The following is a 14,502-nucleotide window of genomic DNA, read 5'->3' as shown; positions in this document are numbered from 1 at the left end:
TTCGGTAGAACTGCCCTGCCCTTAGAAGGGTACACAGATTCCACCAATATTAAATAGGTCATCTACATTAATATCAGTTTCTAAATGTTACAAGACAAAAGCTTTAAATAGCAGCTATTTTCTAAAAAAACTTCAATTTATAATGATTATTAATTAAAATTTTTCTGTTCATGTGGCAAATGTGAAGTACCTGCAGGTACATATATCCACTGTGGTGATGACATGCAGGTTGACTTCAGCATGGAGAACATCAGAAGGTGCCTCTGTCTTGAGTGTCCCGTCCAGAGGGAAAGTCGGTGCGTGAGGGATAAGAAGAAGATAATGCTACTCATAACCCAGCAGGACCTTGACAGCGCCATGCGCATGGACACAGACAGGGTTCCAGGGGTCTACTGTTCCACAGGAAGGGCCATTTGCAGGGATATAGATCCACATGAAGAGTGCCTCTGCAGTGGGTGTGAGGTATGGAAGGAGCACATATTATCTGAAAGTGATGTGTCTGACTATTTCTGTATCAAAAAGATATCGAGGTAAAGGCTACAAGATAATCAAAAAACGCCTTATCAGAAAATAGAGCGAACGACATGGAAATAGAGTAATAACATTCTACAAGTATGAAGTCACATATAAATTGGACGGGAAAGGATACCCCATATACGTGCATGGATGGAAGCACATATAAAGTAGACAGAAATCCCAAACCAGACTGTGGCAAAATCAGAGAGGGTTGCATGGAGATTATCAGTGGCATCGGAACCTTGTATAACACTCTTAAAGGCAGGAATGACATTTAAACACTGCAGGAGGCCTGCTCACAGGTTCTTACCTCATAAAAAAGGTATCAGAGATATATGATGGATACTGGGGAAAATAATCCTCAACTCTACTAAAGATGATGACAATGAAAAATAAGAAGCCCCAATCATTCACCATATTTATGGCTACTCTTGCATAATTGCTGCAGTATATGTAATTCTATGAATCATCCCATAAACTTGAAATATCCCCAGGCATTATAGCCGTCATCTTCATAATGATGAGAACAATACTGGATGGTGTCCTGGAGGTGAGATCCTGGTTACTCGACATTTCGGTGTGTGTACTGACTATCATATCCATTTTTCATGGCAACCTCCATCAATATCGTGAAGAACGCTAAAGCAGCCAATCGTCACCACACTTGTAATGGGCATATCTGATTTTGGAGGTCATACCAACTTAAATACAGCATCATGCAAATGGATTCTTTAATAGTGTTAAGCATCCAATAATTCATTGAAATCTCCTGTTTCCCCCTCCATCTTTCCTTATTTGCTACTATTACCTCGGAGGCGAGCTGAGTGATGTTTAAAGGCCTCCTTTTATGTGATTAATACATTAACATAGCACCGTAATATATATATGAGTTTTTCTTATAGATTTATTATCAACCTGATATGTGGTGAATAGTGGATGAGAAAGTCGTGTCTTTTGGGTTTGCTGATCCTCTTAACACTCGCAGTATCTTTTAACGCTGCTGCGGCCGCACAAACCCCACGGGATAACAGCAGTAACTCCACGAATCCCATGGACTTATCCACAGCAGATAACTTGGAAGAGAACTTCACGGATCCAGCAGAGTTCACTATAGACGATAACATCACAGCAGATACCACCGGCGTGGTCCTGCAGACCAGGAACTACACCTGCGGACCGGCAGCACTCGCCACACTACTCCAGAAACTTGGAATAAACACAACCGAGGATGAACTCGCAGACCTCGCCGGCACCACAGAAGACGGAACAACAATGCAGGGCCTCCTGGAGGCGGCAAAGGCCAAGGGCGTTAACATGACAGGCATGAAACTGAACATCACAGAACTCCACGAGAACATGATCGCATATACAATGAGTGATGGTGTGGGACACTACACCCTCATCAGGGAAGTCAACAATGAAACCGTTAAACTAGCAGACCCCACCATGGGAAACATAGAAATGTCACTGGAAGAATTCCAAGAAATCTACACAGGATACGCCCTCATAATCAAGAGCAGTGATAACACAGAAGCAATGGAAAACAGAACGGCATCAGACAACCAGACAGAACATGAAATGAATCCAATGAATATCTCAACAGATCAGCCAATACAAGGCACAGACTCAGCTAAAATCCTCAGCACAGAGGAAATGCAGAACATTAGAGGCAAGTTGTGGTGGCTTCCTATTACATTATATGGTTTGGGTAATATAATAGTCACTGTCAGGGATAAGTATGTGCCGCGAAAGTACTGGAAATACTGTGCATATCACCCGCCAAATAAAAGAGTGAAAGCATACTTGGGGCGTGATCACTGTATACATTATGTAGAATACTAACCATCCAACCAATTATTTTAAAAGAGGAGAAAAATTATGAAAGATAAAATGTTTATATTAACGTTGCTGGCGGTTTTTGCCATAAGCGCGGCTGTAGTTTTATCAGGGTGGATGCAGGGGGATGAGCTGGCCCCATTCTTCTATATTGTCTCAGGAAACGCTATTAATTCAGCAGCTTATATCCTCATTTTAGATGTCATGGTTATACTGTACATGACCGGTTTGAATAGGGTTATCAAAGGTCTTGGTGGATGCTATGATCATTGCCTTACCAGGACACTACTGATCAGCGCGCTGTTCACACTGGGATTCAACCTCATAGGTTTAACAAATGCCATCCTCACAAAAACACCCATCAACAAAAATGTTGTGGGGGCCACATGCGTCGCGCTTACAGTAACCGCCGCCGCATATATCGTCTTTACAGTGCTAATCATCAAAAGACCAGTAACTGATCCAAAGACTGAGAAAAGCCATCAAAAGCATTATTAAAATACAGCGAACAAAAAACAAAATGGAAGCCCAGATCTTAAACATCTAAGATGAATAAACATGGATGTTACAACAAAACCGCGGAGAACACAGCGAATAGAACCCCTCAGCACAGAGGAAATGCAAAAGATCATTGGTAAAAACTGGAAGTACCGGTTGAAGAAGAAGGGTAAATGGCATGGTAAGGAGTTTAACTGGTGGAAAGTTTATTACTGGGCTGCTGTTGCGGGGACAGTGTACGGTGGCCCATGGGGCAAAGCTGGCGCCCTTTATCTCATGTTTGAACCCTCAGAAGGGCGTTATTATCGTACACATTGTGGGTGGTGGTATTAAAGTACCACCATTTTTCTTATTCAGGAGGTTTTTATAATGTCTGATGAAAGGAGGAATAGAGATTTGAGATATTTTTTAGGCATATTCACGGTTTTTATGGTAATTTCATTCCTTTATGTGTTTGATGTCCATGGAGCCTCGGAGTTAATGGTTTTTCTGATGATGCTTGCCATGCTCTCCCTCTATGGTTATAGAACTTCAAATCGACACAATAAATGGCAGCTTAAAGTTTTTGTTGAGACGGTCCTCACAGCACTCTTCCTCTACATCATACTGGTACTTCAACCAGCATTAAACACCTTAAACTGGTATGTAGCCATCGGATTACTGACAACACTCTTCCTAATCAACGCGCCTCAACTGAAAACTTTCCTAAGAACCGCCACTAAAAACAAAGAGACTTAGGACCCCCCATTGAGGATTGGGAATCTACTGGGATAACTGTACATTATTCCCACAGTTTGAGTGGAGATATGGTTGGCATATTTTATAGTCCACATTATGAGAGGAGAATACTTTGCTATTCAAAGGTGAATTAGGATGACATTTTGTCCTGACCGGATATTTTATAGCGCATTTCAGCATGAAAGGGGAAGAAAATGTTAATATGATAGTGGTGGCCCTAACATTATGTATTATGAATCTGGTGGAGTTTGTGGTCAAAGGCCCCGCGGGGACATTATTAGGTGGCCTCAGCCCCTTCTGGCTAATATGCCTTTGCCTCGGATCCTTCTTCATAACACTAATATTGATGACACTGGGATTATTCGCGAAGATTAAACCAAAAGCATCTTGACCCTCCAACCAGCATTTCCTATCGGACCTTTACATTGACAAGCACAAAAGAGGGGGATCCAAAAGCTAATAGAATCAACGACCAGTAAAATTAGGGGAGATGCAAGAACGTCAAAGGCAAAAGACCATATAAGCACGGATAGAGATCAAATCGCGAACATAGCAGATAAAAAGTCCTAAGCAGAGAGGAAATGCAAAAGATCATTGGTAAAAACTGGAAGTACCGGTTGAAGAAGAAGGGTAAATGGCATGGTAAGGAGTTTAACTGGTGGAGAGTCTACTATGGGTGTGCCTGGGTTTGTGTGACGCTAGGTTACACAGATCATCCAGTGGGTAAGTTTTTTGGTTTATTAGGGACAGCTTACTTAGGTACTATAGGAACAGCGCATGTTAATGAGGGATGGTGGACATATACCTAATTATTATTTTAATTTTAGGGAGTGGAAGAAGTATGTTTGAGATAAGTGAAAAAAATGAAAAAAGAATAACATTACTTTTGTGCGTGGTATTTTTTGGCATTTTTTTATACATAGAATTTAATTTTTTCCAATATTTAGAGTTAAGATTGTTAATGTTCATGTTAATGATACTAACTTTCTATGGATACATCAGACTTCAAAGTATTTATAATAGTCCTGGAAGAAGATTAAAACTCTTGTTTTACACAATATTTTTGGCTTTATTTTTTTATATAGTAGTATTAACCCAACAGCCATTATCACTAAGAACTATTATGACTGTAGTGGCTATAGCGGCGTTAATTTTACTTACATTTGATCAACAAAGAAGGAAATAAACTTTTGACATATATAAACTTAATTTGGCATAAAGTTGGAAAATATGTAATTGGCGGCACTTTAGTTGGGGTTGTATAATAGGTTTGTTTCTGATGCTTGCATGGTTGCCTGGTGGTTGGGCTACACACTTGAAGAGGCATATTAGCAATTTGGAGTGGTTGTGCCTATTTATAGGAATGATACCTCATAACATCAAAACTTTGATTTTTTTAGATATGAAAAATTATTTCACTTTTTCAACCTGCTGGGCTTTGGTGTTATAGCTTTAGGAGTATTTAATGATCTGGAAGCTATTTAGGTTGGAATCCTTGGGGTGAGCTGTTTCTGGAGTCGGTATTACAGTTACAGGGGCTGCAGGTAAAAAAATGGAACAACAACGTACAGATTAGCAGAGGCAATTATGTTAAGGAACACCAGAAAAAAATGAAGGGAGAACATGATCATGCAACATTACAAATAAAACAACCCCCAAAATCCTCATATTTATATTTTTCGTCCCTAAAAGAGATAGTAATCTTTTTATACTATAATGTATATCATATTTTTGTGGTGGTTTGTTATGAGGAGGTTATTGTTTCTTCTGGCAATCCTCTCTTGTTTCTGTCTTTTGGGCAGTTCTTCAGCTGTGAGTTTATCCTATGATGAGATTTGTGACGTTTCAAAGCTGATCGGAAACTACACTGCACAAAATGGGAAAATACCATCACAGGTTGTGATTAACGGTAAGAATGTGTCGGCAGACGACTACCTCTACGCCTCATCCTCGACCATCATAAACCTTGATCAGGGTAGGAGAGTTGGCTTGTCATTCAATAGTATGGCCTCCCCGCCCAGTCCAAGTGGAACAGGAACAGGAACACTCCAAAAAGCAGGATACTTGCAGGTGGCAAAGAATGTTAAGGCTTTCATGGAATCCTATGGGAGGTCGCCGAATTATGCCAGCACAGCCATTGGACAAGTCCGCCCAGAAAGCCTAATATATGCCAATGCAAGGATAATAAACTTCTACAACAGCACAGGAAGACTACCAAACTATGTAACAGTAGAATATGTTACAGGTAAGGCCGGAACCCTGACAAGGCCAAGGGCAGACTACACCTACACAATACAAGGCTATAATGTCCAGTTCCAGGATAAAAGTACAGGGACAATACAATACTACAAATGGGACTTCGGAGACCAAAGCACAAGCACCCAGAAGAATCCAGTACACGCCTACAAACCAGGAACCTACAAAGCAACCCTAACAGTCCAAGGCTATGGCATAACAGACACGAAGACTATGACATTGGAGGTTATGCTTGCAACGGTCCATGTTAATTCCACGGCAACATCCTCTGGGAAGCCCCTAAATTTAACATTTAAAATTCCGCTCAATGACACGGTTAAATGGATTAGTATAGGGGCTATATCTTCGGGCCTATTCAATGAAACAATATTCCTTGTGGAGGATGGCATAGCATACAAACTAGCCGAGGTCACTAACCCATTCTACCAGGCTAACAGCCAGAGTCAAAGAGAAATAGTCTGGCAAGTCATAGCTGGCCTGAACAGACTCATAGAAATTTACACAAAGCTCGGAGCAGAACCTCAAGTGAATGAATATCTCAACAACTTCAATTTAACCCAGGCAGAAAAGACATTCATACTCACAAACTATAACAAGTGCATAGACCCTTTACAGGTCAGTGTGGAGTATCCCGGCGAGGAAAAGGTGACAATAGCCAATATAACATTCCCAGGGAACAAATCAACAAGAACACTCCTCCTACTCTACACAAACGGCCAATACATACACCCACCAGGAGAAACAGGACCCAATATCATAATAAACGACACTCTCATCTGGGAGGCTAGCAACTACGACGCCATCATAACCTACACCCTCGCCACAGGGAAGATAACAAACCAGACATTACAAAAGTGGCTAAACAGGACATACGAGCCCGGACCATTAAAGGCAGCCTACGGAACATTCCTAACAGGCCTTGAAGTAATATACCTCCACGATCTCATCGCAGAAGAAGCAGCCACGCGCTATAATGTAACATGGACCAGGACCATGCCAGTGATGGTCTCAGCAGGAGACCACAGCCCAGCGACATGGATAAGCCTCGAATGCAACCACAACATGGCCGTGAAAGCAGAAGGCACACCTGAAAACATTAAAGCATTCAATTATGCGAGAACATCAGCTATAAATCCAATAGAATACTATGTGATGAGGCCCTCTTCCCAGGATCAGACCCCACAAGCGCGCCCACAACAGGAATAGGCCTAACACTCCTCAATGGCGGGTCACTAAACATCCTCGAAAGCGAGAATTACACGCTTATCAGTGACGGGCAGGGAAGATACCTCATCATAGACCATGCAACAGGGATAGTAAGGGACATGATCTATGCTTTCATGGGAGCATACTGCTACTACCACCAGCAAACAGAACTAGCCAAAAAACTTGGGAATGAAATTTTGAATGGGAGTGGTTGGTGGAAATTTATTGGTGTTGCTGGTGTTTCAACAGCCGAGGCTGCTGTGCTTGAACTGGGTGTGCTTTCAGCCCCAGAAACCCTTGGTTTGAGTTTGGCTGTTACCCTGGCCACATATATTATCATGGAGCATCCTGAATGGCTACCATACATCAAAGACGCCGCAATAATGACACTACTACTAACACCAGGTGGTCTGCCAACATTCATCACCTACACATTACTAACAGGAGACACAGAACCAATACAAAACTATCTTGAAATACTATCAAGACAGTCAGACGGATGGACCCGTAGAATGGTAAATGAGTATAGAGAAGCCGTAGATACTCTAAGGGCGGTTAGCAGTGGTAGTGTTGGTGGCGATCCCGACGATATAGAAAGGGCTATAAATAATTTAGGTAAATTCATGAGGGATGAATGGGAGCTGTTCAAGGAGGCTTTAAAGGATGGGGATGTTGTGGGCGCCATAAAACATGGAGGCACTATAATAGGCACCGGAATGGGCGTTGTGGCCCTGTTAACATATGAGAATCGCGAGGCGATAGAGGCATGCATACTAGGATTCAAAAACTACCTGGAAAAGAAGTTGAGAGAGGCTGGAGCATGAATCCCCTTAAGAAGATAAAGGATTGGATAGCCAGGGGAAAGGCTGGATGGCACCTCAGCGGGGGCCGATCAAGCCTAAAACAGGGAAAATACAAAGAAGCTCTTAAAGAATTCAGGAAAGCCCTCAAGGCGAGTCCAAACGACCCGGAAATCTTGCACTATAATGCAATGACACTACTAAAACTCAAAAGACCAGAGAAAGCCTTAAAATGTTATGAAAAAATCCTCAAAAACAATCCAAAACTAGCAGAAGCATGGAACAACAAAGGAGTAGTCCTTAAAGAACTTAAGAGATATGATGAGGCATTGGAATGCTATGAAAGGGCACTACAAATAGATCCACAAGACGATGGAACATGGAACAACAAAGGAGCGCTCCTTGACACAATCGGTAAACCTGAAAAAGCAATAGAATGCTATGAAAAAGCCTTAGAAATAAACCAAAAAAATGCAAAAGCATGGTATAATAAAGGTAACGGATTACGCAGTCTCGGAAAATATGAGGAGGCATTGGAATGCTATGAAAAAGCATTACAGATAAACGCAGAATTCGTAGAGGCATGGTACAACAAAGCACTAATTTTTGAAGAACTTAAGAGATATGATGAGGCATTGGAATGCTATGGAAGGGCACTACAAATAGATCCACAAGACGATGGAACATGGAACAACAAAGGAGCGCTCCTTGACACAATCGGTAAACCTGAAAAAGCAATAGAATGCTATGAAAAAGCCTTAGAAATAAACCAAAAAAATGCAAAAGCATGGAACAACAAAGGAGTAGTCCTTGAAGAACTTAAGAGATATGATGAGGCATTGGAATGCTATGAAAAAGCCTTAGAAATAAACCTAGAAAACGACGAAACATGGGCTAACAAGGGAGTACTCCTCAGGAAACTTGGAAAATATGAGGAGGCGCTGGAATGTTTTGAAAAAGCCCTTGAAATAAACCCAGAATTCGCCGATGCATGGGAATGGAAAGGTATAATCCTGGAAGACCTCAAAAAACCAGAGGAAGCCCTGAAATGCTACGAGAAAGCCCTCAAACTAAACCCCCAAGACAAAACACTATGGTACATGCAAGGAAAAACACTACAAAAACTTGGAAAACACCAAAAAGCCAAAAAATCCTACAAAAAAGCCCTGAAAATAGACCCAGAATACAAAAAAGCCAAAAAAGCCCTGAAAGAACTCCAAATGAAAGGCTAAAGTCACTCTTAGGATAACAGCACAGCAAACCTTTGAAGGCTTAAAGGACAACGCGAGAAAAGCCTTCAAGAGGCCTTATTAGCCCAATACAACCCGCCCCACACAATCCCATGACCTTTGGAAATCATCAGTTATGGCCTGGTGGGTCAGGGCCTCATAAGAGTTAACATGGCAGCATACGCAACAACAATAGCCTACATAGACTCCAAACTCAACAACATTACAGGTAGCATCAAAGAATTTATAGTGGAACATCAAACATACATTTCAAATGATTTTGTTGAATATATGCTTCCAGCAGTAATATATGTATTATCGAAATCTGGTGGTGGGGTAATACTTCAGCCAGTTGGTTTGTGTATGGCTATAGGCAATGGGATACTCGATTTTAGGGATCATTATCTCCCAGAGGAATATTGGAAATATATTGCATATCATCGTACATGGGCTCATGGTTATGAGCTTAGGGCTTATGTTGGTGAGGATCATTGTATACACTATATTGAAATACCGAAGGACCCTGATGGTACTCTACGGTGGGATGAAGCAGTATATATTTAAGGTGGTGGTTTGTTTGGATTGATAAGCTTTATGTGCTGATTATCTAGGTGTTGGTTTCAGTGGCAGATCTACTAAGTTGTGTTTGGTTTTGGCTTTGAGGTGATTTGTGGTGGGGTGATTGGAGAAAAAGGATGGGTGGTTCTATGTTAGGTTTAAGAATAATCATAGGCTGTATACTTTTTATGTTAGTATTTATAGGTTGTATATTACTGATATTAGGAGGTTTAGGAGAACGGGAAAAGAGGTTGGATTTTCTCTTATATGGGGTTATAGGTGGTGTGTTGCTTGCCATTGGATCTTTTTTCCTTGGGGGGGATGTGGGGGCTTTCACATTCCTCATAATCTCTTTCATCTTCTTAAATAAGATAGGGAAACTTAAGATGGAATGGTTAGCCAAATCCTCCATAATACTAGCATACATCTTTGCTTTAACAATGATAATCTTAGACAGAATATTAATAGGTATTTTTGCTCTGATAGTCGCAACCCTTTTAATCAAAGAATCCAATACTTCAGTATGAAGGATCCCATTGCATACAACATGGAATGCCGAAGAACCCTGATGGTACTCTACGGTGGGATGAAGCAGTATATTGTTAGTGAGAAGGGTCTTTTTTGGATTATGAATCTTTGTTTGGGAAGGTTTATTTTCTTATTTGTGTTGATATTATTTTATATTTTGTTGGGATTAGGCATTTTAATGGTTTGGTTCCAATAGCGGCCCTTTTAACCGTGTTTATTTATTTCCTTTTATTCTGGTTGCACTTCTTCGTGGATGAGTTGAAGGGAAAAAAAGAAGAAATAAGATGGATGATTGCCATAATCCTTGCATTAATTATATTCGGAACATAAAGAGGAGTTATCATGTTGCCAAGATGAAGGGGGATGTTAAGGTTTTTTTCATTTAATAGACATAAAACAGGAATATTATGGGAGCATACTACACCAACAAACAGAACTAGCCAAAAAACTTGGGAATGAAATTTTGAATTGGAGTGGTTGGTGGAAATTTATTGGTGTTGCTGGTGTTTCAACAGCCGAAGCAGCTGCACTTGAATTGGGTGTGCTTTCAGCCCCAGAAACACTAGGTTTAGGCTTGGTTATTACCCTGGCTCTAATTATTATCATGGAGCATCCTGAATGGCTACCATACATCGAAGATGCTATGATGATGAGCATGCTACTTTCACCTGGTGGTTTGTCAACATTCATCACCTACACACTACTAACAGGAGACACACAACCAATACAAGAATTAGCAAAAATAATACCTGACAAGGAATGGAAGAAAAGAATTACAAATTGGGGGGAGCTTCCTCAAGTGAATGTCCCATCATCCCCAGACCCTGATGATATAGGAAGGGCTATAAATAATTTAGGTAAACTCATGATGGATGAATGGGATCTGTTCAAGGAGGCTTTAAAGGATGGGGATGTTGTGGGCGCCATAAAACATGGAGGCACTATAATAGGCACTGGGATGGCTATTGGAAGCCTATTGGCCTATGAGAATCGTGAAGCAATAGAAGCCTGCATACTAGGATTCAAAAACTACCTAGAAAAGAAGTTGAGAGAGGCTGGAGGATGAACCCCCTTAAGAAAATAAAGGATTGGATAGCCGAGGGAAAGGCTGGATGGCACCTTGCTGGGGGCCGATCAAGCCTAAAACAGGGAAAATACAAAGAAGCCCTCAAAGAATTCAGGAAAGCCCTCAAAGCAAGACCAAACAACCCAGAAATCCTCCACTACAATGCAATAACACTACTAAAACTCAAAAGACCAGAGAAAGCCTTAGAATGCTATGAAAAAATCCTCAAAAACAATCCAAAACTTGCAGAAGCATGGAACAACAAAGGACTAGTCCTCAAAGAACTTGGGAGATATGATGAGGCACTAGAATGCTATGAAAAAGCACTAAAAATAAATCCAAAGTATGCAGGAGCATGGAACAATAAAGCACTAGTCCTCAAAGAACTTGGGAGATATGATGAGGCACTAGAATGCTATGAAAAAGCATTACAGATAAACCCCAAACTTGCAGATGCATGGTACAATAAAGGCTCCGTTCTAATTTACCTTAAAAAATACAAAAAGGCACTAAAATGTTTCGAAAAAGCCATAGAGCTAAATCCAAAAAATTATAGAGCTTGGGGAACTAAAGGAATAACATTACATAACCTTAAGATATATGAAGAAGCATTAAAATGTTATGACAAAGTTCTCCAATTAAATCCACAAGATGATAAAGCTTGGAACAACAAAGGACTAGTTTTCAATGAACTTGGGAGATATGATGAGTCACTAGAATGCTATGAAAAAGCATTACAGATAAACCCCAAACTTGCAGAAGCATGGAACAATAAAGGAGTAGTCCTCAGTGAACTTGGGAGATATGAGGAGGCACTGGAATGCTATGAAAAAGCCCTGGAAATAGATCCAGAAGACGACAAAACATGGAACAACAAAGGACTAGTCCTCGAAGAACTTGGAAAATATAAGGATGCGCTGGAATGCTTTCAAAAAGCCCTTGAAATAAACCCCGAATTCGCCGATGCATGGAAATGGAAAGGCATAATCCTAGAAGACCTCAAAAAACCAGAGGAAGCCCTGAAATGCTACAAGAAAGCCCTCAAACTAAACCCCAAAAACAAAACACTATGGTACATGCAAGGAAAAACACTACAAAAACTCGGCAAACACAAAGAAGCACTAAAATGCTATGAAAAAGCCCTGGAAATAGATCCAGAATACAAAAAAGCCAAAAAAGCCCTGAAAGAACTCACCATCCAAAAAAATCAACCATAAACCCAAATCCCAGGATCAAAACCTCCGCACAACAGGAATAGGCCTAACACTCCTCAATGGCGGGTCACTAAACATCCTCGAAAGCGAGAATTACACGCTTATCAGTGACGGGCAGGGAAGATACCTCATCATAGACCATGCAACAGGGATAGTAAGGGACATGATCTATGCTTTCATGGGAGCATACTGCTACTACCACCAACAGACAGAATGGGCTCGGGAACTTGGCCAAGCCATAATATCTGAAAAGTTAGATTCGCTCTTGGATGGTAATGGCACAGTAAACCTTGAAGGTTTAGATGATAGTATCAAGAAGGCTTATATTGGCCTTGTAATCTCCATGTACATTGCCCTGGAAGGTCCAATGGCTTTCGTTGATATCCTCAATTATGCTCTTGTGGAGGGATTTATAGGACTCAACATGGCAGCATATGCAACAATAATAGCCTACACAAGCCTCCTAAACATCACAGACGATATCAAAAAATTCATCATAGAACACCAAACATACATCTCAGAAGATACTGCTCACTGTTTGATCCAGGTTTTGGCATATGTGTTAGTAAGGTATGGTGGTGAAATATTTCAACCAATTGGATGGTGTATGCGGATAGGTGATGGCATACTTACATTTAGAGATCATTATCTTCCCCAAGAATATTGGAAGTATATTTCGATTCATCGTACCTGGATTTATGGTTATGAGTTGAGAAGTTATGTTGGTGAGGATCATTGTATACACTATATTGAAATACCGAAGAATCCTGATGGTAGTTTGAGGTGGGAGGATGCAGTATACATCTAAGCTTTTTCAGTTTTTGGCGTATTTTACGATCCGCGGCAACTATATGGGGCTAAAATTCTCAAACGAACCCTAATGGGGTAGTCTAAGTGGATGATATAGGAGGTGTCTTTTCTTGGATTATGAATCTTTGCTCGATATACTTTATTCCCTTCTTTGTCTCGATATTATTTTATTTTCCATTGGAATTAAACATTTTAATGGTTTGATTCCAATAGCAGACCTTTTAGGCTTGTTCATTTTTTCTCTTCTATTCTGGCTCCAATTCAAATTGAAGGAAAGAGAGGATGAAATACGATGGTTAATGGCCATAACCTTTGTAGTAGGCTCGTCCTTTTCCTGGATGGCAACAGCACTGTAAACCTTGAAGGTTTAGATGATAGTACTAAGAAGGCTTATATTGGGCTTTGTAACCTCCATGTACCTTTCCATCCTAAACCCTCTTTTTCGATTATGTAGGGCCAGCCTCATAGGACTCAACATGGCAGCATATGCAACAATAATAGCCTACACAGGCCTCCTAAACATCACAGACGATATCAAAAAATTCATCATAGAACACCAAACATGCATTGGAGGGGACATTATAGATGGGATTCTTTTTATATGGAGTTTAAAAGAGCTTAGTAGTGAAGGTGTCACCTTGGCAAGTGGTATTTTTTCGATTGCTTCTCTACTATTAGCAGAAGGTGATTTAATTGTGAATGTAAGAACGAATTATCTTCCAACTGAATATTGGAAATATGTTTCTTACCATAGAACTTGGCGGCATGGTTATGAACTTAAAATTTATGTTGGCGAAGACCATTGCATACACTACATTGAAATCCCAAAGAACCCAGATGGTACTTTAAGATGGGATGAAGCAGTGTATATCTGATTAGGAGGATGATATGATGGTAAAGTACATTTTTTATTTTAGTTATTTCCTTTCTTATTTTACTGCTGCATTGGTTGTGGTTAGTCTCCGTTTCCCCTATATTATCAGCAAATTAATTGTCTATTCCATTTACATAGTGAACATGTTTCTCTTAATTTACCTATTAGGCAAGGATGAGTTGGGAAAAACTGAAAATGAAACTGTCAGAGCACTTGGAGGCTTGCTTGTAATTATAGGCTTCTTTGGCCTTGCATAAAAGAAAAGCAGCCCCCCACGCCCAAAAAAACTGGAAAATCTTAGAAAAAACCTATAAAAAATATCACAACTCATGATAATGTTGAAGTCTATGTGGATTTACATTCCAGGATATCC

The 14,502-nt window shown here is 40.4% G+C and carries 18 protein-coding genes; all 18 read left to right on the top strand.

The annotated features are described in order from the left end of the window. Positions 1-222: 222 nt before the first annotated feature. The 18 genes from N5910_RS02730 to N5910_RS02640 all read left to right on the top strand — a co-directional run bounded on the left by N5910_RS02730 (position 223) and on the right by N5910_RS02640 (position 14,386). On the top strand, positions 223-534 hold the full coding sequence (locus N5910_RS02730; protein ID WP_010875739.1) for a DUF2769 domain-containing protein: 312 nt from the start codon (positions 223-225) through the stop codon (positions 532-534). Between the two features lie 918 nt (positions 535-1,452). After that, the gene (locus N5910_RS02725) at positions 1,453-2,358 is read left to right on the top strand and encodes a C39 family peptidase (protein WP_261599734.1); all 906 of its coding nucleotides are present in this window, start codon (positions 1,453-1,455) and stop codon (positions 2,356-2,358) included. Positions 2,359-2,394: 36 nt separating this feature from the next. Further along, positions 2,395-2,850, top strand: a complete 456-nt coding sequence (locus N5910_RS02720; protein ID WP_010875734.1) for a hypothetical protein — start codon at positions 2,395-2,397, stop codon at positions 2,848-2,850. 60 nt (positions 2,851-2,910) lie between these two features. Beyond that, complete coding sequence (locus N5910_RS02715) at positions 2,911-3,183, top strand: hypothetical protein (RefSeq protein ID WP_010875733.1); 273 nt, start codon at positions 2,911-2,913, stop codon at positions 3,181-3,183. 36 nt (positions 3,184-3,219) lie between these two features. Further along, a complete protein-coding gene (locus N5910_RS02710; RefSeq protein WP_010875732.1) occupies positions 3,220-3,588 on the top strand; it encodes a hypothetical protein in 369 nt (122 codons plus the stop codon). Positions 3,589-3,766: 178 nt separating this feature from the next. Beyond that, positions 3,767-3,979 (top strand): hypothetical protein, encoded by a 213-nt coding sequence (locus N5910_RS02705; RefSeq protein ID WP_010875731.1) that lies wholly within the window; start codon positions 3,767-3,769, stop codon positions 3,977-3,979. 1,355 nt (positions 3,980-5,334) lie between these two features. Then, positions 5,335-7,050, top strand: coding sequence for a pseudomurein-binding repeat-containing protein (locus tag N5910_RS02700; RefSeq protein WP_261599733.1), 1,716 nt, complete (start codon positions 5,335-5,337; stop codon positions 7,048-7,050). Between the two features lie 134 nt (positions 7,051-7,184). After that, complete coding sequence (locus N5910_RS02695) at positions 7,185-7,874, top strand: hypothetical protein (RefSeq protein WP_261599732.1); 690 nt, start codon at positions 7,185-7,187, stop codon at positions 7,872-7,874. Further along, positions 7,817-9,082 (top strand): tetratricopeptide repeat protein, encoded by a 1,266-nt coding sequence (locus N5910_RS02690; protein ID WP_390893150.1) that lies wholly within the window; start codon positions 7,817-7,819, stop codon positions 9,080-9,082. Before N5910_RS02695 ends, N5910_RS02690 begins: the two co-directional genes overlap by 58 nt. 168 nt (positions 9,083-9,250) lie before the next feature. Next, positions 9,251-9,643 (top strand): hypothetical protein, encoded by a 393-nt coding sequence (locus N5910_RS02680; protein WP_261599731.1) that lies wholly within the window; start codon positions 9,251-9,253, stop codon positions 9,641-9,643. 143 nt (positions 9,644-9,786) lie between these two features. After that, positions 9,787-10,164 carry a hypothetical protein gene (locus tag N5910_RS02675; RefSeq protein ID WP_238374214.1) on the top strand — a complete coding sequence of 126 codons (378 nt, stop codon included), beginning with the start codon at positions 9,787-9,789 and terminating at the stop codon, positions 10,162-10,164. Between the two features lie 94 nt (positions 10,165-10,258). Beyond that, positions 10,259-10,495 carry a hypothetical protein gene (locus tag N5910_RS02670; protein ID WP_048060734.1) on the top strand — a complete coding sequence of 79 codons (237 nt, stop codon included), beginning with the start codon at positions 10,259-10,261 and terminating at the stop codon, positions 10,493-10,495. 133 nt (positions 10,496-10,628) lie between these two features. Next, complete coding sequence (locus N5910_RS02665; protein WP_261599730.1) at positions 10,629-11,231, top strand: hypothetical protein; 603 nt, start codon at positions 10,629-10,631, stop codon at positions 11,229-11,231. Beyond that, positions 11,228-12,448 carry a tetratricopeptide repeat protein gene (locus N5910_RS02660; protein ID WP_261599729.1) on the top strand — a complete coding sequence of 407 codons (1,221 nt, stop codon included), beginning with the start codon at positions 11,228-11,230 and terminating at the stop codon, positions 12,446-12,448. The genes N5910_RS02665 and N5910_RS02660 overlap by 4 nt, the downstream gene beginning before the upstream one ends. A 175-nt stretch (positions 12,449-12,623) precedes the next feature. Beyond that, positions 12,624-13,253 carry a hypothetical protein gene (locus N5910_RS02655; protein ID WP_238374213.1) on the top strand — a complete coding sequence of 210 codons (630 nt, stop codon included), beginning with the start codon at positions 12,624-12,626 and terminating at the stop codon, positions 13,251-13,253. 112 nt (positions 13,254-13,365) lie between these two features. Then, positions 13,366-13,611, top strand: a complete 246-nt coding sequence (locus N5910_RS02650) for a hypothetical protein (protein WP_010875720.1) — start codon at positions 13,366-13,368, stop codon at positions 13,609-13,611. Between the two features lie 120 nt (positions 13,612-13,731). Continuing rightward, entirely contained in the window at positions 13,732-14,130 is a 399-nt protein-coding gene (locus tag N5910_RS02645) for a hypothetical protein (protein ID WP_013295926.1), read from the top strand. Between the two features lie 16 nt (positions 14,131-14,146). Further along, the gene (locus N5910_RS02640; RefSeq protein ID WP_013295925.1) at positions 14,147-14,386 is read left to right on the top strand and encodes a hypothetical protein; all 240 of its coding nucleotides are present in this window, start codon (positions 14,147-14,149) and stop codon (positions 14,384-14,386) included. Positions 14,387-14,502 lie beyond the last annotated feature (116 nt).

It is taken from the genome of Methanothermobacter wolfeii, assembly GCF_025397995.1.
Taxonomy (GTDB): domain Archaea; phylum Methanobacteriota; class Methanobacteria; order Methanobacteriales; family Methanothermobacteraceae; genus Methanothermobacter; species Methanothermobacter wolfei.
Note: the sequence above shows the minus strand (reverse complement) of the source record. Positions and strands in the feature narration are given on the sequence as shown.

What these genes read in the sequence shown, in the direction of transcription:
- N5910_RS02730 (WP_010875739.1), top strand. Translation starts at nt 223, where the DNA reads ATGCAGGTTGACTTCAGCATGGAGAACATCAGAAGGTGCCTCTGTCTT.
- N5910_RS02725 (WP_261599734.1), top strand. Translation starts at nt 1,453, where the DNA reads ATGAGAAAGTCGTGTCTTTTGGGTTTGCTGATCCTCTTAACACTCGCA.
- N5910_RS02720 (WP_010875734.1), top strand. Translation starts at nt 2,395, where the DNA reads ATGAAAGATAAAATGTTTATATTAACGTTGCTGGCGGTTTTTGCCATA.
- N5910_RS02715 (WP_010875733.1), top strand. Translation starts at nt 2,911, where the DNA reads ATGGATGTTACAACAAAACCGCGGAGAACACAGCGAATAGAACCCCTC.
- N5910_RS02710 (WP_010875732.1), top strand. Translation starts at nt 3,220, where the DNA reads ATGTCTGATGAAAGGAGGAATAGAGATTTGAGATATTTTTTAGGCATA.
- N5910_RS02705 (WP_010875731.1), top strand. Translation starts at nt 3,767, where the DNA reads ATGAAAGGGGAAGAAAATGTTAATATGATAGTGGTGGCCCTAACATTA.
- N5910_RS02700 (WP_261599733.1), top strand. Translation starts at nt 5,335, where the DNA reads ATGAGGAGGTTATTGTTTCTTCTGGCAATCCTCTCTTGTTTCTGTCTT.
- N5910_RS02695 (WP_261599732.1), top strand. Translation starts at nt 7,185, where the DNA reads ATGGGAGCATACTGCTACTACCACCAGCAAACAGAACTAGCCAAAAAA.
- N5910_RS02690 (WP_390893150.1), top strand. Translation starts at nt 7,817, where the DNA reads ATGCATACTAGGATTCAAAAACTACCTGGAAAAGAAGTTGAGAGAGGC.
- N5910_RS02680 (WP_261599731.1), top strand. Translation starts at nt 9,251, where the DNA reads ATGGCAGCATACGCAACAACAATAGCCTACATAGACTCCAAACTCAAC.
- N5910_RS02675 (WP_238374214.1), top strand. Translation starts at nt 9,787, where the DNA reads ATGTTAGGTTTAAGAATAATCATAGGCTGTATACTTTTTATGTTAGTA.
- N5910_RS02660 (WP_261599729.1), top strand. Translation starts at nt 11,228, where the DNA reads ATGAACCCCCTTAAGAAAATAAAGGATTGGATAGCCGAGGGAAAGGCT.
- N5910_RS02655 (WP_238374213.1), top strand. Translation starts at nt 12,624, where the DNA reads ATGGGAGCATACTGCTACTACCACCAACAGACAGAATGGGCTCGGGAA.
- N5910_RS02645 (WP_013295926.1), top strand. Translation starts at nt 13,732, where the DNA reads ATGGCAGCATATGCAACAATAATAGCCTACACAGGCCTCCTAAACATC.
- N5910_RS02640 (WP_013295925.1), top strand. Translation starts at nt 14,147, where the DNA reads ATGGTAAAGTACATTTTTTATTTTAGTTATTTCCTTTCTTATTTTACT.